This window comes from Aeromonas sp. R7-4 (assembly GCF_040908055.1).
GTDB classification, from domain to species: Bacteria; Pseudomonadota; Gammaproteobacteria; order Enterobacterales; family Aeromonadaceae; genus Aeromonas; species Aeromonas sanarellii.
Genome location: NZ_JBFODA010000021.1, coordinates 1 through 22,105 on the forward strand (window position 1 = coordinate 1; position 22,105 = coordinate 22,105).

Sequence of the window (22,105 nt, forward strand, 5' to 3'; positions counted from 1 at the left end):
ACCGTGAAGCTGGTAGTCCCTTCGCTGTTGTCCACATCCTTGACACTGACCGCTACCGTGAAGCCAACATTATCCTCAAACGATGTCTCCACCACGTCGCTGGTTGACAGGTCATCATGACCCGGGTGTGTCACCGGCTGGAACAACGTCATGTCATAGTCTGCACCACCGCTGCCAATGTTCTTCAGCACAATGGTGAACACCACATCCGCCAAGCTGGTGCCATAACCAGTCAGGGTGTGGGTATTCGCATTCCAACTCGTCTGGACTGTCGTACCGTCCAGCTTGGTCAACCCCGTGTTCGCGACCGACAGCGTGATGCCCTGCAGGGCATCTGCACCCAGGGTATAGGAGATATGCCCTGTAGTTACCGGCACATCGTCGCCCGCACCACCGGCATTGCCTGTGTTACCCCCCACAATATCGTCTTCATCGACCAATTCATTGGTGGCCGAGACATTGCTGACCCCCGTATCGGTCACACCGAACGTCACCGTCCGGGTAATCGCATCACCATCCTTGTCAGTCACTGTGTACAAGAAGGTCTCGGTCACCGCAGCGCCACTGGTCACATTACCCGGTGAGGTGTAAATCAGATTGCCCGAGCCATCGATGGCCAGCGTGCCACCCGTCGCGCCCTGGTTGGTGAACACGATGTCCTGGAGGGTGCCCTGCAAGCCATCCTCACCCGCACTGATACCGAGCACCGTGGTGGCAGACCCGATGTTGTGCGCGCCACTGCCCTCGGCAAAGTTAGCGCCGGTGTAGTCATTAGCCACAGGTGCGTCGTCGTCGAAGCTGAAAGCCGAGGTGATGTGGTTGGCCAGCATCACGGTGTCCGATGCTACGACTGTGTCGCCGTCACCATCGGTACGGGTCACTTGCAGCTGTAGTGACAGCGTACTGCCCTGTCCCAACAGCAGTTCTACTGCCTCGTCATACAGACTGGTTTTGCCGTTATCCAGCGCCTCAAACAGGGTAGTCTGCAGTTGCAGCACACCTCCAACGTTGACGATCGCTATGGTGAATACCGTATCACCATCTCCGTCCACACCGTTCAGCAGGGTCGGGCTACTGCTGACAAGGGTAATCGCCCCACCATCGGTGGCTACCAGGTTGGTGGCCAGCCCGCCGATCGGTACGCCCTGGAAGCTTATCACCGAGCTCTGCGACCCTATACCGTCCGCACCATAGCTGCCGTTGATGGTGAACAGACCGAGCAAGCCACCGCTCAATGCAGTGGTCACTCTGGCCAACGCACCGGGCAGATCATCGTTGACGTAGCTATCGGCTGCTTCGCCTAACGCATAGTGGTCGCTGGCACCGGTGGTTTCGTCCAGTGAGACCGTCAACGCCGCCGTACCGCCAGCATTGGCCGTCACGCTCGGGGTCGGTCTATCATCGATAATGTCTATCTTGAGGGTGCCAGAAGCCCTGCTGCCTCCCACGCCTTCCAGCGTGATCAGCACCTGATCCGTCAGCGTTGTATCACTCTCCGGTTTGGTGTGGGTCTGGGCGGCATCCAGGGTGTAGCTGTAATTAATGGCCGCCGTCTTGCCATCCGCGCTGCTAAAGCCCGTTAACGTCAGCGTACCTTCACCGGTATTGATGGGATGAGCCGCCAGATATGCTGGATCCTGCAGCTGCGCCACCGTAAAGGTGATGCCGCCAATCACCAGTTGCTTGATGCCATCGCTGGCAAATACCTGGAAGGTACTACCGTCTGTTTCCGCATTGGTCTGAGCAGCCGAACCGTTCGGATTCAGCCCGGCTTCGAATACAGTCGTATCAGCCCCGTTCGCCGCCACCGTAACCTTGGCAGTGTCATCTGCCCCCTGGATGTTGATGGTCAGCTTAGCGATGCTTTGATCGCCATCGGAATCGGTCATCGTGTACCAGACGTCATAGCTCAGGCTCGAACCCGCAGTCAGCGCCTGTGTCGCAGCTCTGGTGTTGTCCAGCTCATACGCCCAGGTCCCGTCAGGATTCTGCGTAAAGGTGCCATAGGTATTCAACGCCGTCAGGGCTGTCTGATTATCATGCCCACTCGCATTCCATCCTGCAAAGGCCGTAGGTTTATCGGCTCCGACGACGTCGTTGCTCAGCACATTACCGTTCAAACTGCTCGCCACATCTTCGGTTACAATCCCACCGGCATCATCCTTCGCGCTCGGGACATCATCCCGAATCACGACATCCAGGCTGGCGCTGGTGCTATCACCATCGCTGTCCGTCAGCACGACATTGAAGCTTTCTGTCAGAGCCGTGTCATTGGCGGGCTGGTTGTGGACTTCGTTATCATTCAGGGTATAGCTGTAGCTCACGCTGCCGATACCGGTGACCGGGTTGTAGCTGATCCCGGTGACCAGCAGCTGGTTGCCCAGCGGGCTGGGGATCGCCTGAGGGAAGCCGGTGATGACCTGGCCATTGTTGACGAGTACCACACCGCCCAGCGTCAGGCTTTGCACGCCATCCGCCGCATTGAAGGTGAAGGTGCCGCTCTTGGTCAGGGCCGAGCTATTGGGATTACTGCCATCTGCCAATGCCGCCTCATCCAGGACAAGCTCACCACCGTCTACTTGCAACCCTTCCAGGGAAACGGGCTCATCCACGGGAGTAATGGTAACCGTCAATATGGAGACAGCCGTATCGGCACCATCGGTCACAACGTAGTTGACCGGAGGCACGGATCCTGAGTAATTCGGGGCCGGCGTAAAGGTATAGGAGCCGTCGGCATTGATGATGAGCGTGCCGATGCCATCCAGTGTGCTCTCGACACCCGCTTCGATGCCGAGGTTGCTGCCCCAGCTATATGAGACAATCGATGCCTCGAGGGGGCCGTCCGGGTTGGTACTGTTGTCCAGAAGGTTGCCACTGACGGCCTGATCTTCCAGGGTAACGGAGGATTCATCCAGATCATCGAGCTCATTGTCGGGCAGCAGGTCATCTTCCTGCAGCACATCTTGTGGGGCCAGGGCGGCATAGCTGGTGTCAAATCCGGCCGCCGCGATGGTTGCATCACCAATCCGATCGATAACGACAAAGCCACCGTTGCCACTGGCTCCCGCCACCCCGCCGATGCCACCGCCACCACCTGCGGCGGGCGCTCCGCCAGCTGCCGCAGCTTCAAAGTTCTGAGTCGGGTCGACCCCTTGCAAGATGGATTCTTGCAGTGCCGCAATTTCCGGCGACACCTCTGGCGAGCCCGGCTGACGAGTGGCAACCGATGAGGAGGGTTGTCCACCGGCGGGAACATCCGGACCAGCAGGGGCGGCATCGGCCGGAGCCGGGCTGTCATCGTAGGGAGCCAGCATCAACTTGGCATCATCGGCAATATTGAGCCTGGCGCCTGGTTGCAATATCTCGCCAGGCTGGAGGGGACGGCTGCTGCCATCGGCAAGCAGGATCTGAACATTGCCTTCCACGGAAGAGACGACGACGGTTTTGTCGATGATTTGGGTGCGCATATCCATTGCTCCAAGGTGACAGATCTTGATGCCTACACTCTAGATGCGCGCCCATCTGGCTTCCGTTGCAAAAATGTACAGGATTGAATCTCTTTGGCTTCATCCGATGCAGTAAATCGAACGAATATTTTTTACACATAGAAATCAATGAGGTAACAATCATACATTCCGTTCTCTTGTCTCTTCATCGCACAAAGGCTACTGATATATTCTAAATAGATATAAAAAAGGGCCCTTAATGGGCCCGTTTTTATCGCGTTGTGTGACTTACGGCAGTGGGAAGGCCGGATGAACGAAGCCCTGATAACCGTCTATGTGCAGGCTGGACAACACCTCAACCTGTTGCTGATCTTCAACCCGGGTTGCAATCGTCGTCACACCCGCATTATGGGCAGCCCGACACACCGCCGCCAGGAAGGAGGTATCTGCACCAGGTTCCATCACCTGACTGGTATAGCCATGGTCCACCTTGACGTAAGCGGGGGCCAGCTCCTCCAGGTAGCCGAGGGATTGGAAGTGGCGGCCATAATGATCGACTCCCCACAGGAATCCATGTGCCCTAAGCACCTCGACCAGGCTGGTCACTTGTTCTTTGTGTTTCATGATGGCCGCCTCAGGGATCTCGAACAGCAGCCGCTCTTTCAGCTCGCCATTTTGCGCCAGATAGCCCTTCAGCCAGGTCAGGAACTCATCCGAACAGAGAGAACCAGCCGTGATATTGACTGCCAGCACCAGATCGGAGTGCTGTTGGAACAAGGGGAGGCAGGCGTCCAGTATCGCCTTGTCAAACTCGGCCCCCATCTTGAATTGCTCTATGGCCGGCAAGAACTGGCCCGCGAAGTAATCGGTCCCGTCTCGCGAGATGGCGGCAAACAACTCGGCATGCAGACGCGTGCCATCATCGAAGCGACAGGCGGGCTGCGCCTTGAAGCGCCAGAGGTTTCTGGCCATGGCGTCCTGCACCAGATCACGCCAGGCCAGACGTCCCATCAGGCCCTGCTCTGTTCCCCCTTCCATCACGACGGCACCGCGCCGCTCGTTGCGCGCCTTGCCAAGGGCATTGTCCGCCTTGGTCAACAGGGCCGAGAGATCGTCACTCCCGTCACGACCGGCGATACCGACCACGGAAAGTGCACCTCGTTCTCCCATGGGGTTGACCACCAGATCGGCGATGCGGCTGTTGATGAGTTCCGCCAGATCCTTGAGCTGCGACAGCTCGTCGGTCGGACAGAGCAAGGCGTATTCGGTGGCCGAGATGCGGGCAAGGGCCGCCCCATTCCACCCATCCAGCAGCTCCCTGAGCACCTGGGCGATGGACTTGACCATGTTGTCTCGCGCGGCAAAGCCCTCTTCGCGATAGAGATCGTCCAGCATGTCGACGGCCACCAGCATGACCCCCCCCTGGCCCGCCTCGGCAATCCAGGCATTGACCTGCCCGACGAAGTAAGAGCGGTTGCCGAGGCCGGACACGGCATCGACATAGACACGGGCACGCAGATTCTCGGCTTCGTCCGCCTGCTCCTTGAATTGCACCGCCAGTTTGCTCGAGAGGGTATTGATGGCCTGCACCACCTGCTTCAATTCACGGGTCCTGGGTTCGGGAATGGCGTGCCCGAAATGGTGCAGCTCTATCTCGACCGCCTGCTCGCAGATGAGCTTGAGTGGCTTGAGCAGGTAGTTGAGCGCCCGCATCAACAGGAGCGTGGTGAGCAGGAATCCGACCAGGAACCAGGTCGCCAGCTCGCTCATGCCCTGCCAAAGCTTGTAGTAGGCTTGTCCCGGGTGGCCCACCACCTTCAACTTGCCCAGTTGCAACCAACCCGAGGTCAAGATGGATTCATTGGATACCTCAGGAAAAAGGTCCAGCCCGATGAACCACTGGGGAACGCCCTCGATCTGGCTGCTGTTCTCGAGTTCGATGACATTCTTGGATGCCAGCAGATCGAGGCGCACCAGCTTGTAGTAGCCGCCGTCAAAGACCGCCTTGATGACGGATTCGGCCCCCACCTTGTCACCGTTTTCCAGATAGGGCGTCAATGCCAGACCCAGCGCGGTGGAGGTATTGATGACGGTGGTCTCCTGCTGCTGCGCCAGGTAACTGCGGGTCGAATCGAACTGTACCCAATAAGTGGCGGCAAACAGCAATCCGAACAGTAACAGCATGGTTGCCAATAGTTGTCTGTAGAGCGTCATAGGTTAATCATCCAAATTCACCGCAGGCCGAGCCAATCGCCCTGACGTCATGCGATTGCGTAAATCCGTCCATAATCCCAAGCGAGATGACTGCCCGGCCATTTCCCCTTGACCACGTGCTTTCATCAGCCACAAGTGACTACCGTTAAAACTGTAAATTGGCACCAGATCCGCACGCTGCGTGGCCGGACGAATGGCTCCGACAATATTGTCCAGAATAAGAGGAACTGACGCAGGCGTCTCATAATAGGCAACGACCATATGAAACTGGTTATAATCCAATGCTTTGACATATACCATTCGCATTTTTTCATCCGGAATGCCAAGCTCCAGCAGCGTAAAATACTTGGAAATGCTGAAGTCTTCACAGTCTCCGCCCGCAGCCCCCAAAAACTCCAGCGGCGTCGCCCAATAATCCTTCTTGTGCCACAACTTGATGTCATCGATAAAACGCATCTGGTTGAAGAACTGGTTTACCTTCTCCAGCTTCTGTCGATCCGTCAGACCTGCGGCGCTGCTCTGCATCGCCAGGGTACGCCAGTTGGTCACCCGTTTCCCTGCACGAGGGCCATAAGTTTCCTCCGCTCGCTTGACCAGCTTGAGATCTTCCGATGACAAGGGCTGACTGGCGCTGAGCAGCAGGGGAATGGCGAGCAACACCAGCCACAGCAGACGAGACAACCAACGCTGCGCCGAGCAAATGCGCCATGCAGGCCACAACAGACGGCCCTCGTTCTTGCCCACCGATGTCACATGATTCCCCTGTGGCATGCCATCGCAATCTTCAACGCAGGGCCAAACACATAAAAGAATGACTGCAGCAAGCTGCAGCCATTCCTCCTGTCTGATATTGCATCAGCGCAATGGCCATCAGTTGTTGTTGGCCTGCCACTCGGCGGGCTGCTGTACATTCATGGCGTTGAGCAGACCACCCGTGGCATTGAGGATGCGATAATCCGCCAGCAGGGAGTCATACTCGGCCGTGATGTAGCTGCGACGCGCCTCGAACAGCTCGTTTTCCGTGTTCAGCACATCCAGCAAGGTCCGTTGGCCCAGACCGAACTGTTTCTTGTACGCCTGTACGGTGTCATAGCTGGCGTCCACGTGCTCTTTCAGGAAGACTTTTTGCTTGGCCAGCGACTCCTTGGCATTCCAGGCCAGACGAGTCCCCTCCTCCACCTGACGGAAGGCATTCAGGTGAATGTCTTTCGCCTGGGAATAGAGTGCCGAGGTGGCCTTGCTTTCAGCCAGATCGGAGCCGCCACGGAACAGGTTGTAACGCATCCGGACCATGGCGGTGAGATCGTCGTTGCGCCCCTTGACCGCATCAATGTCCTCGTTCCAGTTCTGGTCTACTTCGAAGGCCACGTTCGGATAGAACCCGGATTTGGACCCCTCATGCTGGTACTTGGCCTCCTCGATGTCTTGCAGGGAGGAAAGCAGGGTCGGATGCACCTCGGTCGCCGTCTTCAGCGCATCTTCCAGCGTGGCTGGCAGAAGCTGGGTGTTCGGCACCGGCTGCACGAGATCCTTGGGCACCTCGTTCACGACGCGGATGAACTCGCTCTCGGCATCCCGATAGTTGTTCTCGGCCGCCGCCTGGTTGGAGTAGGCGCGCGCCACCCGGCCGTCGATCTGAGTCTGATCCGCCGTCGACCCCAGACCGGAATCGGTCCGTTTCTGGATGTCGCTGCGGATCTGCTCGTGGGTTTCCAGGTTCTGCTTGGAAAGCTCCAGGATCTCCTGCTGACGCAGCATGTTGAGGTACACCTCTGCCACACGCAACGCCGTGTTTTCCGCCTCCGAGATCAGGGCGAGACGCTGGGCCTGGGCAGCGGCATCGGTCCGGGCCACGTTGCTGCTGACGTTGAAGCCGTCAAACAGCATCTGGCGCAGGCTGATCCCGGCCTCTTTACGGGTCATGGAGTCATCGATCGTCTGCGAGTTGGCCCCCGCCGCGCGGGTGGAGGGGCTGTCGGTCTTCTCGTAACCGACGCCACCACGCAGATCGATGGTGGGATAGTAGCCGCCCTTGGCTCCATCATGCTGGTACAGTCGTGCCTGATAGAGATCAAAAGCTTCCTTGATTTTCGGATGGGTAGCCAGTGACTGTGCCACTGACTGTTCCAGCGTCTGTGCCTGGCTCAGGCCCGGGAACAGTATGGTGCCACTAACCAGCATGGCAACAATCGTCTTCTTCATGGTATCTCCAGTCATGTTGTTTTTAGATTGTTGGCTTATCGTTCTCTCAGTGCCGACTGCTTAGCCCTCAAGATGGGTTTCAGCAAGTAGTCTAGGACACTTTTTTTACCAGTAATGATATCTGCACTGGCTAACATACCGGGGATGATGGGAAGTGCATTTAGCTCATCGCCCAGATAACTCTTCTCGGTTCGTACTCGCACCAGATAGAAGGAGTTGCCCTCCTCATCCTGGATCGAGTCAGCGCTTATCTGTTCAACCTTTCCATGTAAACCTCCATAAACAGTGAAATCATAAGCGGTTATCTTGACCACGGCCTCCAATCCGGGTCTCAGGAACGCGATATCCTTGGGCGACACCTTGGCTTCGACCAGCAGGGTATCTTCCAGCGGTACTATCTCCATCAGATCCATGCCGGGCTGGACGACGCCTCCCAGGGTATTGATCTTGAGTTTCTTGATGGTGCCTTTGAGGGGCGCGATCACACTGGTTCGATCGACTCTGTCCCGCAGACCGACCTGGCCCTCGGACAACTGACTGAGCTTGCCCTGCCGCTCATTGAGCTCGGTCTGGGAGTCGGCTCTGAATTTCAGGGCGATATCGTTGCGCTTGGAGATGGTCTCCCGCAGCACCGAGTTGAGCTTGGGGATGAGCAGGCGGTTCGCCTCCAGCTCACCCTGCATCTCGTTGACCTGCCGCTCCAGCTTTATTAGCTCCACTTGAGGAACTATACCCTCTTTTGCGAGGGGACGGCTGATGTTGAGCTCCTGACGAGCGAGATCCACGCTGCGGCCCACCGTCCTGATCTTGGCGTTGAGCTCTATGGTCTCCTGCTCTTTCTGCTCGATCTGCTGCCCCAGAATGTAAAGCTGGTTCTTGAGGTTGTTGAGCCTCGCCTCCTGCACCGATTTTTCACGGGCGGCATATTCGGCGAACACGTTCTCGTACCCTTCGGGAAATTCGATGGGCTGCTTGTCGATGACCACCTGCTCACGCCAGCCCAGATTGGGCTCGCTCTTGACCACCACGCTGCGGATCTCGGCACGCAGGCGGGCGATGTCCCCCTTCAGGGTCACCAGCTCCTGCTCCCGTTCGCGAAAATCGGACTTGAAGCGGGTGTCGTCGATGCGCAGCAGAGGCTGCCCCTTCTCGACGATGTCCCCCTCCTTGACGAAGATCTCCTTGACGATCCCCCCTTCCAGGTTCTGGATCACCTGCAGCTGGCGAGACGGGATCACCTTGCCCTGGCCGACGGTGACCTCGTCAAGCTCGGCCCAGGCGGCCCAGACGATGGCGCTCATGAAAAACAGGAAGCAGGCCCAGAGCAGCACCCTGGCGCGGGTCGGCGTCGTCAGCAAGACGGCCGCGGCGCCATCGTCCACGTATTCCAGGTGCTCGGGGGCGGGCAAGACGGTATCGGGAGCCGACTTCTTGAACCAGTTGCTAGCCATGAGCCGTCTCCTGCACCCGCACCTTGCCTTCCTTCAATTGTTGCAGCACCACCTCTTTGGGGCCGTCCGCCACTATCTTGCCCTGCTCCACGACGATGACCCGGGAGGCGACGTCCAGCATGGAGGTCTTGTGGGTGATGAGGATCAGGGTGGTCTCGGGCCCCAGCCGCGCCAGCTCCTGCTTGACGTGCATCTCCGACTGGTTGTCCATGTTGGACGTCGGTTCGTCCATCACCAGAATGGGGGGATCGTTGAGCAGGGCCCGGGCCAGCAGTATGGCCTGACGCTGGCCGCCGGAGAGCTGACGCCCCCCCTCGCCGATCTGCCTGTCGAGGCCATTGGGATCCCGGTTGGTAAAGTTGGTCACCCCGGCCCGCTTGGCCGCGCGCAGGACACGGGCGTCGTCCACCAGGGGATTGCCCAGCATGATGTTGTCCCGCACCGAGCCAAAGAAGAGGGTCACGTCCTGCGGTACGCAGCCGATGTTGCGGCGAATGGCGGTCGGCGGCAGCTGATCCAGCTCGAAGCCGTCGAGACGCACCAGCCCGTCCGTGGGGCGATAGAGCCCCATCAGCAACTTCTCCAGGGTGGTCTTGCCCGCGCCTATCCGGCCTATGATGGCGACCTTCTCGCCCGGCTCGATACGCAGGTTGATGTTGTGCAGGGTGCTGCTCTCCATGCCCGGATACTTGAAGGAGACGTTCTCGAACTCGATGCGCCCCTGGATGACAGGATGGTGGATGTACTGCCTGCCCTCCTCCTGCTCGCCCGGCGTCATCATGATCTTCTCCAGGATCTCCAGGGCAGACTTGGCCTGGTTATAGCGGGTCGAGAGAACGGAGAGCTGTACCATGGGGGCGATGGCGCGGCTCGACAGCATCACGGCCGCGATCATGCCCCCCATGGTCACCAGCCCTTCCGAGATCTGGTAGACGCCGACGATGACGAGTCCCACCGTCACCACCTGCTGGATGTAGCTCGCGAGCGACGACATGGAGTTGGTGATGCGCCGGGTCTGCACACCCCAGGTCGAAATATGGGATACCGCCTGCTCCCAGCGATGCTGGAACATGCTCTCGGCCCCGAAGATCTTCACGGTCTCGAGGCCAGAGATGCTCTCGATGAGGTTGGCATTCTTCTGGGAGGCGAGGCGTGACCCCTCCTCGATGGACTGCTTCAGCGGTGCCTGGATATAGAAGCTGTACGCCACCAGGATCAGGATGGCGACGATGGGCACCACCACCATGACGCCGGCGAAGATCCAGATGATGAACAGGAAGAAGATGGCGAACGGCAGATCGATCAGGGTGGAAACGGTGGCCGACGTGAAGAACTCCCGCACGGACTCGAACTCCTGGAGGTGCTTGGCAAAGGCACCGGTCGAGGCAGGACGGGATTCCATCTTCATCCCCATCACCTTGGCGAAGATCTTGGCCGACAGCAGCACGTCGGATTTCTTGCCGGCGATGTCGATGAAGTAGCTGCGCAGCTGGCGCATCACGAAATCGAAGGTAAATACCACCATGGCCCCGACGGCCAATACCCAGAGGGAATCGAATGCCAGATTCGGCACTATCTTGTCGTACACGTTCATGGTGAACAGGGGGCTGGCCACCGCGAACAGGTTGATGAGGATGGAGGCGATCAGCACGTCTCGGTAGATGCCCCGGGATTCGAACAGCGTGCTCCAGAACCAGTGACCGTCGCGGGTTTCCAGCACCTTGGGGGAGCGCTCGTCGAACTTGAACTGCCGCTTGACGTAAAACAGGCGACCGCTGTACTCGTCTCCCAGCTGGGCGGTGCTGACCCACTGGGCTGCATCCCCGGCCTGGGGAAAGATCACCTTGCCCTGGCTTCGGTCTTCATTCCATTCCAGCAGGATGCAGGCGCCGCCATGACGCGTCTGCAGGACGCAGGGCAACAGCAGGGAGGAGATCTGATCGAGCGGCTGGATCACCTCGCGGGCGGAGAGGCCGCCACGCTCGGCGGCACGGCTGAAGAGTGCCGTGCTCAGGCGACCGGAGACCAGCGGCAAGCCAGTGGTCAGGGCATCCTGGCTGTTGGGCACCCCATAAAAGCGGGTCAAAAAGACCAGGCACTCCAATAGCTCATCTATATGGCTGGTTTCTGCTTGCATAGCATCCCATCAAAACATGATTCGGAAGGTTGTCGGTCATCATCACCCGGAATCTGGCGCGTTTCATGAATGCAGGCAGCGACCCCGCCACAAACCGACAACCCAATTAGCGCACGGGGCAGTGGCACACAGCCCACGGCCAGACTCCCACATCGTCATGCCGGGAAGGAATGGACATGCAGGGCGCTCGGTGTCATCGGGGAAGCTGCCACCCAGTGCGAAGAGATCCCGCCCGGTACATAAACCGCAAAGAGTTATTGATAAACATATCTTTTTTCAAGCCCACCATCTTATCAAGGTGACTTGAACGAAACTATACTGCAAAGACTGAATTTCATCTAATAACCCACTGTTTTTTTGACGAAATTAGAGCCTCAGCTCATTTGAAAGCGGGAGAGAGAAGGGACGTCCCAGGCGTTGTCCCTGGGGACCGAAGCGAGCCAGTTCGGCGGCGATCTCGGTCATGGCGGTCCAGCGGTTCTCGCACCAGGCGGGTGCCAACAGGGTCGGGCGGCGCGCCGAGGCCGAGACGCGGTGATAGACCACCTCGGGGGGCGTGTGCTGGATCATGGCGACCGCCGCTGCCACATACTGCTCCAGAGTGAGCACATCCAGCCGTCCCGCCTGCCACGCCTTGCCGAGGGTACTGCCCTGTACCACGTGCAGCGGATGCAGCTTGATTCCCTCCACCCCCGTCTCCACGACGCGGTGCAGGGTTTCCAGGCTCTCCATGGCCGCCTCCCCCGGCAGACCGACGATAAGGTGGGCGCAGACCTTGATGCCGCGCAGATGGGCTCGCCGCACCGCATCCGCATAGGCGGCGTAACCGTGTCCCCGGTTGATCCTTTGCAGGGTCTTGTCGTTGGCACTCTGCAGCCCCAGCTCCAGCCATACCTCGTAACCCCGGGCCTGGTAGTCCGCCAGCAGATCCAGCACCGCATCCGGCACGCAGTCAGGGCGGGTGCCGACGCAGAGTCCCACCATGTCGCTCACCGACAGCGCCTCTTCATACATGCGCCGCAGATATTCCACTTCGGCATAGGTGCTGGTATAGGCCTGAAAATAGGCGAGATAGCGCTTGGCGCGGGTCACTTCGTCCCGGCGGGCCAGCAGTTGCTGCACCACGGAGAGCTGCTGGGCCGACTCGTCGGCGAAGGAGGAGACATTGCAGAAGGTACAGCCGCCGCGCCCCAGGGTGCCGTCCCGGTTCGGGCAGGTGAAGGCGCCGTGAATGGAGAGTTTGTGGATCTTCTGGCCGTGACGCTGCTTGAGGTCCTGGCCGAATGTATTGACGAGTTCGTGTAACTGCATGACACCTCCGAGATGAGGCGCCATTTTAGCGGTACGCACCGCCGGGCAGGCTGAGCTGGATCAAGCCAGGCCCTTCCCTAAAATCATATAAATATTCACGTCGAGTGCGATAAATACCCAACAAAAGGCTTTTGCGGCTACTTTTGGAAACCACCCCTGCCAGGAAAAACGGGAAAAAAGAGAAAACAATACTCCCCTAACCGGCTGTTAGCACTGAAAAAATCTTGATTAGCTCGCATATGGGCAAATGCAAGATGCAGGATCTCGAAATGTGATCCCCGCCAAGCCCAGGCAGAAGGAATTTGTAAAATTACTACAGTTCTGCGCCACGATGCAGTCAACCACCAAAGTCACCATCGTCAGCGTATATGACTAATAAATAAAAATATCACAGCATTAAATACATAAAAATGCTGTTTGAGTCTCTAAAACCCACATTTTGTTATGGCAATGTAACATTGCAAACAGGCGGGATGTCCAATTGACCTTGCTCGAAAATCCCATTAGTTTGGAGATTCGCCACCTCAGGCGGACGGAACCACAAGAGCCAATCGCAATTTATGCAATCTGTTGATGACAGTGCGATGGAAGGCCGAGCAAGGGAGAAATGCAATGTCACTATATGATCCAAAGCTGGAGAGGGATAACTGTGGCTTCGGCCTGTTGGCCCACATGGAAGGGGAAGCCAGCCACAAGCTTGTCCGTCTCGCGATGTCAGCCTTGGCTCGCATGCAGCACCGCGGCGGCATCTCCGCCGATGGCAAGACCGGCGACGGCTGCGGCCTGTTGCTGCAAAAACCCGACAGCTTCTTCAGAGCCGTCGCCGAAGAGAAGGGATGGCACCTGGGCCGCAACTACGCGGTCGGCATGCTGTTCCTGAACCCGGACCCCGTCCTGGCCCAGGCCACCCGCGACATCATCGACGAGGAGCTGGAAAAAGAGACCCTGAGTCTGGTCGGTTGGCGCAAGGTGCCCATCGATACCAATGTACTCGGCACCATCGCCAAGGCCTCCCTGCCCAGCATCGAACAGGTCTTTGTCAACGCCCCCCCGGGCTGGGTCGACAAGGATCTCGAGCGCCGCCTCTATATAGTGCGCCGCCGCATCGAGAAGCGCATCAGCGACGACTACTTCTACGTGGTCAGCCTCTCCAACCTGGTCACCGTCTATAAAGGGCTGTGCATGCCGGTGGATTTGCCGCGCTTCTATCTGGATCTCGCCGACATCCGCATGCAGGCGGCCATCTGCGTGTTCCACCAGCGTTTCTCCACCAACACCAGCCCGCGCTGGCCGCTGGCGCAGCCGTTCCGCTACCTCGCCCATAACGGCGAGATCAACACCATCGCCGGCAACCGCCAGTGGGCCAAGGCGCGCAGCTACAAGTTCGCGACCCCGCTGATCCCGGATCTGCAGGAGGCGGCCCCCTTCGTCAACACCACGGGATCGGACTCCTCCAGTCTCGACAACATGCTGGATCTCTTCCTGGCCGGCGGCATGGACCTGTTCCGCGCCATGCGCCTCTTGATCCCGCCTGCGTGGCAGAAGCACCCGAACATGGATGACGACCTGCGCGCCTTCTACGACTTCAACTCCATGCACATGGAGCCCTGGGACGGCCCGGCCGGCATCGTCATGACCGACGGCCGCTACGCCACCTGCGCGCTCGACCGCAACGGCCTGCGACCGGCCCGCTACGTCATCACCAAGGACAAGTTCATCACCCTCGCCTCCGAAGTGGGTACCTGGGACTACACCCCGGACGAGGTGCTGGAGAAGGGCCGGGTCGGCCCGGGCGAGCTGTTCGTGGTCGATACCAGCAACGGCAAGATCTGGACCAGCTTCGAGATCGACGACGACCTCAAGAGCCGCCACACCTACAAGCAGTGGATGGACAAGCACTGCAAGCGCCTGGTGCCGTTCGAGCAGATGGACGACGCCAGCACCGGTGCCCGCGAGTTCCCGGACGACCGCCTCAAGACCTATCAGAAGCTGTTCGGCTACTCCTATGAGGAACTGGACCAGGTGATCCGCGTGCTCGGCGAGAATGGCCAGGAGGCGGTGGGCTCCATGGGGGACGACACTCCCATGGCGGTGCTCTCCTCCAGCCAGCGCACCCTGTACGACTACTTCCGCCAGATGTTCGCCCAGGTGACCAACCCGCCCATCGATCCCCTGCGGGAAAACCACGTCATGTCCCTGGCCACCTGTATCGGCCGCGAACAGAACGTGTTCAACGAGACCTTCGGTCACGCCCACCGGGTGCTGTTCCAGTCGCCGATCCTGCTCTACTCCGACTTCCACCAACTGCTGGCCCTGGAAGGGGAGCACTATCGCCATGCGGTGCTGAGCCTCAACTACCAACCCGAAGAGGGGCTGCAATCCGCCCTGGAGCGCCTGTGCGAAGAGGCCAAGACCGCGGCCCGCAGCGGCACAGTGCTGCTGGTACTGTCAGACCGGGACATCAGCCCGGATACCCTGCCCATCCCGGCCGCCATGGCGGTGGGGGCGGTGCAGCGTACCCTGGTGGACAACAACCTGCGCTGTGACGCCAACATCCTGGTGGAAACCGCGAGCGTGCGCGACCCGCATCACTTCGCCGTGCTGCTGGGCTTCGGTGCCACCGCCATCTACCCCTATCTCGCCTACGAGACCCTCGCCAAGCAGGTAGAAGAAGGCGTGCTCAAGATGAGCCTGCGCCAGGCCATGCTGAACTACCGCAACGGCATCAACAAGGGTCTCTACAAGGTGATGTCCAAGATGGGTATCAGCACGGTGGCCAGCTACCGCTGCTCCCAGCTGTTCGAGGCCGTGGGTCTGTCCAGCTCCGTGGTCGAACTCTGCTTCCGCGGCGTGTCGAGCCGCATCCAGGGGGCCGACTTTGCCGACATCCAGCAGGATCAGGTGAACCTGGCCCGTCAGGCCTGGCTCGGCCGCAAGCCGCTGACCCAGGGTGGCCTCTTGAAATTCGTCCACGGCGGCGAGTACCACACCTACAACCCGGACGTGGTGCAGACCCTGCAGGTGGCGGTGCGCTCCGGCAACTATGCCGATTACAAGGAGTACGCGCGTCTGGTGAATGAGCGCCCGGTGGCAACCCTGCGCGACCTGCTGGTGCTCAGGAAGGGGACCGCCCCGGTGGCGCTGGATCAGGTCGAGCCTGCGGCCAAGCTGTTCCCCCGCTTCGACTCCGCCGCCATGTCCATCGGCGCCCTGGGCCCTGAAGCCCACGAGGCCCTGGCCATCGCCATGAACCGCCTCGGCGGTCAGAGCAACTCCGGCGAAGGCGGCGAGGATCCCAAGCGCTTCGGCACCGAGAAGAACTCCCGCATCAAGCAGGTGGCCTCGGGTCGCTTCGGCGTCACCCCCCACTACCTGATGAACGCGGACGTGGTGCAGATCAAGGTGGCCCAAGGCGCCAAGCCCGGCGAGGGTGGCCAGCTGCCCGGTGACAAGGTGACGGCCCAGATAGCCAAGCTGCGCTACTCCGTGCCCGGCGTGACCCTGATCTCCCCGCCGCCCCACCACGACATCTACTCCATCGAGGACTTGGCCCAGCTCATCTTCGACATCAAGCAGATCAACCCGAACTGCCTGGTGTCGGTGAAACTGGTCTCCGAGCCCGGCGTCGGCACCATCGCCTGCGGCGTGGCCAAGGCCTATGCGGACTTCATCACCGTCTCCGGCTATGACGGCGGCACCGGCGCGAGCCCGCTCACCTCGGTCAAATACGCCGGCTCCCCCTGGGAGCTGGGGCTGGCCGAAACCCAGCAGGCCCTGGTCGCCAACGGCCTGCGCCACAAGGTGCGCCTGCAGGTGGACGGTGGTCTCAAGACCGGTCTCGACATCATCAAGGCGGCCATCCTCGGCGCCGAGAGCTTCGGCTTCGGTACCGGCCCCATGGTGGCGCTCGGCTGCAAATACCTGCGTATCTGCCACCTGAACAACTGCGCCACCGGCGTCGCCACTCAGGATGAGAAGCTGCGCCGCGAACACTTCACCGGCCTGCCGGAGATGGTGATGAACTACTTCAAGTTCATCGCCGAGGAGACCCGCGAGCTGATGGCCGAGCTCGGTGTCACCCAGCTCACCGACCTTATCGGTCGCACCGATTTGCTGGAAGCCCTGCCCGGCCTTACCGCCCGTCAGGCCAAGCTGGACTTGTCCGGCGTGCTGGCGACCCCGGTGGCACCGGCAGGCTCCAGCCTGTTCAGCCAGCAGCACAACCCCACCTTCGACAAGGGGCCGCTGAACCTCAAGATGGTGGAGGACCTGCTGGACGCGGTGGAGAACATGAGTGGCGGCGAGTTCCGCTACGACATCCGCAACACCGACCGCTCCGTGGGGGCGCGCCTGTCCGGCGAAATCGTCAAGCGCCACGGCAACCAGGGCATGGCGGCCGATCCGGTCAAGGTGCACTTCAACGGCACCGCCGGCCAGAGCTTCGGCGTCTGGAACGCCGGTGGCCTCGAGATGATCCTCACCGGGGATGCCAACGACTACGTGGGCAAGGGGATGACCGGCGGCAAGCTGGTGATCAAACCCCACGTCGGCGTGGCGTTCAAATCCCACGAGGCGGCCATCATCGGCAACACCTGCCTCTACGGCGCCACCGGCGGCAAGCTCTACGCCGCAGGCACTGCTGGCGAGCGTTTCGCGGTGCGCAACTCAGGGGCCCTGGCGGTGGTCGAGGGGATCGGTGACAACGGCTGTGAATACATGACAGGCGGCATCGTCACCGTGCTCGGCAAGACCGGCGTCAACTTCGCGGCGGGCATGACAGGCGGCTTCGCCTACGTGCTCGACGAGTGCGGCAACTTTGCCAAGCGCACCAACCCCGAGCTGGTCGAACTGCTGGAGGTGGCGGATCTCGCCATCCACCAGGAGCACCTGCGCGGCATCATCACGGCGCACCTCAACGAGACAGGCAGCTCGCGCGCCGAGGAGATCCTGGCCAACTTCGACTCCTATGTGCCCAAGTTCAGGCTGATCAAACCCAAGTCCAGCGACGTCAAGTCCCTCTTGGGCCACACCAGCCGTTCCAGTGCAGAACTCAGAATCCAGGCGCAATAAGGAGGGAACCCTATGAGCCAGAACGTATTCCAGTTTATCGATGTCCAGCGGGTCGACCCGCCCAAGAAGCCGCTCAAGATCCGCAAGATCCAGTTTGTGGAGATCTACGAGCCCTTCAACCAGGCCCAGGTCGGCATGCAGGCGGATCGCTGCCTCGACTGCGGCAACCCCTATTGCGAGTGGAAGTGCCCGGTCCACAACTACATCCCCAACTGGCTGAAACTGGCCAACGAGGGGCGCATCCTGGAGGCGGTGGAGCTCTCCCACCAGACCAACAGCCTGCCGGAGGTGTGCGGCCGCGTCTGCCCGCAAGACAGACTGTGTGAGGGGGCCTGCACCCTCAACGATCGCTTCGGCGCCGTGACCATAGGCAACATCGAAAAGTACATCACCGACAAGGCGTTCGAGATGGGCTGGCGCCCGGATCTCTCCAAGGTGGTCAAGACCGGCAAGCGGGTCGCCGTCATCGGCGCGGGCCCTGCCGGCCTCGCCTGTGCCGACGTGCTGGCCCGCAACGGCGTGACCCCTGTGGTGTTCGACAAGTACCCGGAGATCGGCGGCCTGCTGACCTTCGGCATCCCCTCCTTCAAGCTGGAAAAGGAGGTGATGCAGCGCCGCCGCGAGATCTTCGAGGGGATGGGGGTGGAGTTTCGTCTCGAGACCGAAGTGGGCCGTGACGTCACCTTCGCAGACCTGCTCGGCGAGTTCGATGCGGTCTTCCTCGGGGTCGGCACCTACAAGTACATGAAGGGCGGCTTCGAGAACGAGAGCGCGCCTGGGGTCTACGACGCCCTGCCCTACCTCATCTCCAACGCCAATCGCTTGCTGGGCTTCGAGAAGGCGCAAGCCGATTACATCGACTTCGCCGGCAAGCAGGTGGTGGTGCTCGGCGGGGGCGATACCGCCATGGACTGCGTGCGCACCGCCATCCGCCAGGGGGCCGATCGGGTGATCTGCGCCTACCGCCGCGACGCCGAGAACATGCCGGGTTCCAAGCGGGAGGTGAAGAACGCCCAGGAGGAAGGGGTGGAATTCATGTTCAACCTGCAGCCGGTCGGGGTGGAGCTGGACGCCCAGGGCCGCACCTGCGGCATCAAGGTGGTGAGCACCGAGCTCGGCGAACCCGATGCCAACGGCCGCCGCAATCCGGTAGTCATCAAAGGCTCCGAGCAGGTGCTGCCCGCCGATGCGGTGGTGATGGCGTTCGGCTTCCAGCCCAACCCCCAGCCCTGGATGGCGGAACACGGTGTCGAGCTCGACAGCCGGGATCGCATCAAGGCCCCCGAGAAGGCGGAGTACGCCTTCCAGACCAGCAACCCCAAGGTGTTCGCCGGTGGCGATGCTGTGCGCGGCTCGGATCTGGTGGTGACCGCCATCTACGAGGGCCGCAAGGCCGCCGAAGGGATCATGGACTACCTGGCCGTGTGATCTGCCGTCGCAACCAAGCTGCCATGCAAACAGCCCCGCTCGTGCGGGGCTGTTTCTTTATCTCGCCTTCGTGGGCAGTCGCGGCTAGATGCTCCAGTTCTCCGGCAGCCGTTCGGTCAGGGTAGAGATGTATTCGAAGGTACGGGCTCGCCTGGGGGTCGTGAACATCTGGCGCGCGCTGCCCGCCTCCACCACCTCGCCCCCTTCCAGAAAGATCACCTGCTGGGCTATCTGGGCCGCGAGGCGCAGGTCGTGGGTGGCGATCAGCATGGTGGTACCTTCGCGCGCCAGCTGGCGCAGCACGGCCAGCACCTCCAGCGCCAGCTCGGGATCCAGCGCCGAGGTGGGCTCGTCGCAGAGCAGTACCTTGGGGGATGGCGCCAGCGCCCGGGCAATGGCGACCCGCTGCTGCTGGCCGCCGGAGAGGGTGGCGGGCACCGCCTCGGCCTTGTGCCTGAGCCCCACCTTGTCCAGCAGGGCCAGGCCCCTCGCCCTCGCCTTCTCCCTGGGCCACTTTAAGACGGTCACCAGCCCCTCCATCACGTTCTCCAGCACCGTCATGTGCGGGAACAGCTGAAAGTTCTGGAACACCATGCCGGTCTGCTGGCGCAGAATCAGCACCTGCTGCCGTGACAGGTGATGGGAGAAGTCGAGCTCGCTTCCCCCCAGCACCAGCTGGCCTGCATCGGGTCGCTCCAGCAGATTCACGCAGCGCAGCAAGGTGCTCTTGCCGCTGCCGGAGGGGCCGATCAGCGCCGTCACCGTGCCGGCGGCCATCGCCAGCCCCACCCCCTTGAGCACGGGCCTGCCACCAAACTGCTTCTCGATACCGCTCAACCGGATCATAGGACGACCTCCCGGGTCTCTTTGTGGGTCAATCTGCGCTCCAGCCGATCTTGCAACAGGCTGAGCACCGAGCTGAACATCAGGTAGATGAGGGCCGTTTCGATATAGAGGATGAGCGGCTCATAGGTGACGGAGGCGAGGCGCTGGGCCGCCTGGAACAGCTCGGGCACAGTCACCGCCGCCGCCAGCGAGGTGTCTTTGACCAGGGAGATGAAGGTGTTGGAGAGCGGCGGTACAGCGATGCGCGCCGCCTGCGGCAGGATCACCCGTCCCATGGCCTGGGGCCAGTTCATGCCGATGGCGTGGGCCGCCTCCCACTGCCCTTTCGGGATCGCCGCCAGGGTGGCGCGGATGGTCTCCGAGCTGTAGGCGCCGATGTTGAGGGTGAAGCCGATGACGGCGGCGGTGAAGGCATCCAGCACTATGCCGGCGCTCGGCAAGCCGTAGAAGATGAGAAAGAGCTGCACCAGCAGCGGCGTGCCCCGAACAAGCCACACATAGAAGCGAGCCAGGGCCGCCAGCGGAGTAGGACCATATCATGTACAGGATCTTTAGCGGCAACCAATTGAAATAGATATAAAAAAGGCTTCGTTTGTGATCTGATTTTATCGCCAAACAAAATCAACACGCGCGAAGCCTATGACCATTATCAATGCTAATCACTATCTGGAGCAACTCCTGGCTCCCGCCGCACTCGAGCGAATTGCTCGGCTCTGCAAGTTTTGTCTGCGTCAGCGCGCCATTACCCCTGCCATGCTCGTCCCGGCACTGCTGCGGGCCATGGGGGGCGACCAGGTCAATGACATTGCCGGTTTACACCGTCATTTCAATGCCTTGCAACTGGTGAACACGCATCAGGTTTCCTACAAACCGTTTCACAATCAGTTGCGCAAAGAGAGCTTTGCCCTGTTTATGAAAGCCCTGGTTGAACGGGCTATCGCCTTGCGGATCGACCCTCAACTCAAAGCGGCTTCCCTGGGCGCATTCAAGCAGGTGTTATTGCACGATGGCACCTCCTTTGCGGTACATCGGCGTCTGGCGGCTGACTTTCCTGGCCGGTTCAAGACCATCAGTCCGGCGGCTATCGAGTGCCATATGACCATGTCTTTGTCGGAGCAGAGCCCGCTGTGCATGAGTGTGTCTGCCGATACCGCAGGGGAGCGGCAATTTCTCCCTGAGGCTCACAAGCTGGGCAACTGTCTGCTGCTGGCTGACGCGGGTTACATTGACAGAGCCTGGTTTGCACAGGTGAACGATGTCGGTGGATTTTATCTGGTGCGAGGCACTCAAAGCTTGAACCCCAAGATAATCCAGGCCTGGCGCGGTGATGGACGGGAAGTGCCAAAGCTGGCGGGACTGCCACTGAAAGAGGCCGGACGGCGTCGCTGTCGGGCCGAGGTACTGGATATGGTGGTGAAGTCCGGCAAGGTGGAATATCGGTTGATCCGGCGCTGGTTTGCCGAGGAAAAGCGGTTCTGCCTGTGGATGACGAACCTACCGCGAGCGGCATGGTCAGCAGAGCAGGTAATGAGCCTGTATCGCTGCCGTTGGCAGGTGGAGTTGTTATTTAAAGAGTGGAAATCGCACAACCGGCTCAAGGGGTTTGTGACGGGGGAGAAAGCCATCGCCGAGGGATTGGTGTGGACGAGCCTGCTGTCGCTGGTGATGAAAAGACGGGTCGCGCAGAGTGTGATGACAGGGAAGCTATCGATGTTGAAAGCGTCAAAGAACAGTACGACATGGTGGTTGCCGCTATTGGAAGCAGTGGCCCATAGGGCGCTGACAGAAATAAGGGTACGACTGGAATGGGCTGCTGATTATTTGGCCAAGAACGCCTGCCGAACCAAGCAGAGAAAATCGATACAGAACAGGATCTTGGAAGGCGTTTTAAAGGAAATCAACGCTTAAGGAAGGTGCGAATAAGCGGGGAAATTCTTCTCGGCTGACTCAGTTTCAGTTTGAGCCGATCTTTTCTCCCGTAAATGCCTTGAATCAGCCTA

The 22,105-nt window shown here is 60.2% G+C and carries 12 protein-coding genes; 3 read left to right on the forward strand and 9 right to left on the reverse strand.

All coding sequences use genetic code 11. The features are described 5' to 3' along the window. The 7 genes from AB5Y72_RS03765 to AB5Y72_RS03795 all read right to left on the reverse strand — a co-directional run. A partial coding sequence (locus AB5Y72_RS03765) for a retention module-containing protein (protein ID WP_368198611.1) occupies positions 1-3,467 on the reverse strand: 3,467 nt, incomplete at its 3' end. A 267-nt stretch (positions 3,468-3,734) separates the two neighbouring features. After that, a complete protein-coding gene (locus AB5Y72_RS03770) occupies positions 3,735-5,660 on the reverse strand; it encodes an EAL domain-containing protein (protein WP_319890601.1) in 1,926 nt (641 codons plus the stop codon). 3 nt (positions 5,661-5,663) lie between these two features. Beyond that, positions 5,664-6,383 (reverse strand): transglutaminase-like cysteine peptidase, encoded by a 720-nt coding sequence (locus AB5Y72_RS03775; protein WP_325783111.1) that lies wholly within the window; start codon positions 6,381-6,383, stop codon positions 5,664-5,666. Between the two features lie 147 nt (positions 6,384-6,530). Then, positions 6,531-7,862, reverse strand: coding sequence for a TolC family outer membrane protein (locus AB5Y72_RS03780; protein WP_319890739.1), 1,332 nt, complete (start codon positions 7,860-7,862; stop codon positions 6,531-6,533). Positions 7,863-7,897: 35 nt separating this feature from the next. Continuing rightward, positions 7,898-9,313 (reverse strand): HlyD family type I secretion periplasmic adaptor subunit, encoded by a 1,416-nt coding sequence (locus AB5Y72_RS03785; RefSeq protein ID WP_042078567.1) that lies wholly within the window; start codon positions 9,311-9,313, stop codon positions 7,898-7,900. Beyond that, positions 9,306-11,450 carry a type I secretion system permease/ATPase gene (locus AB5Y72_RS03790; protein WP_042078568.1) on the reverse strand — a complete coding sequence of 715 codons (2,145 nt, stop codon included), beginning with the start codon at positions 11,448-11,450 and terminating at the stop codon, positions 9,306-9,308. The genes AB5Y72_RS03785 and AB5Y72_RS03790 overlap by 8 nt, the downstream gene beginning before the upstream one ends. Positions 11,451-11,816: 366 nt before the next feature. After that, positions 11,817-12,761, reverse strand: coding sequence for a TIGR01212 family radical SAM protein (locus AB5Y72_RS03795; RefSeq protein ID WP_042078570.1), 945 nt, complete (start codon positions 12,759-12,761; stop codon positions 11,817-11,819). Positions 12,762-13,373: 612 nt separating this feature from the next. Here AB5Y72_RS03795 and gltB point away from each other — a divergent pair. Continuing rightward, a complete protein-coding gene (gene gltB / locus AB5Y72_RS03800) occupies positions 13,374-17,831 on the forward strand; it encodes a glutamate synthase large subunit (RefSeq protein WP_325783017.1) in 4,458 nt (1,485 codons plus the stop codon). Between the two features lie 12 nt (positions 17,832-17,843). Next, positions 17,844-19,259 (forward strand): FAD-dependent oxidoreductase, encoded by a 1,416-nt coding sequence (locus tag AB5Y72_RS03805; protein WP_042078572.1) that lies wholly within the window; start codon positions 17,844-17,846, stop codon positions 19,257-19,259. An 84-nt stretch (positions 19,260-19,343) separates the two neighbouring features. Here AB5Y72_RS03805 and AB5Y72_RS03810 read toward each other — a convergent pair whose 3' ends face one another. Continuing rightward, the gene (locus AB5Y72_RS03810; RefSeq protein ID WP_368198612.1) at positions 19,344-20,105 is read right to left on the reverse strand and encodes an amino acid ABC transporter ATP-binding protein; all 762 of its coding nucleotides are present in this window, start codon (positions 20,103-20,105) and stop codon (positions 19,344-19,346) included. Further along, positions 20,102-20,626 (reverse strand): amino acid ABC transporter permease, encoded by a 525-nt coding sequence (locus AB5Y72_RS03815; RefSeq protein WP_368198614.1) that lies wholly within the window; start codon positions 20,624-20,626, stop codon positions 20,102-20,104. Before AB5Y72_RS03815 ends, AB5Y72_RS03810 begins: the two co-directional genes overlap by 4 nt. Positions 20,627-20,744: 118 nt before the next feature. On the opposite strand from AB5Y72_RS03815, the gene AB5Y72_RS03820 reads away from it, so the two are divergent. Then, positions 20,745-22,013, forward strand: coding sequence for an IS4 family transposase (locus tag AB5Y72_RS03820; RefSeq protein ID WP_368198613.1), 1,269 nt, complete (start codon positions 20,745-20,747; stop codon positions 22,011-22,013). Positions 22,014-22,105 lie beyond the last annotated feature (92 nt).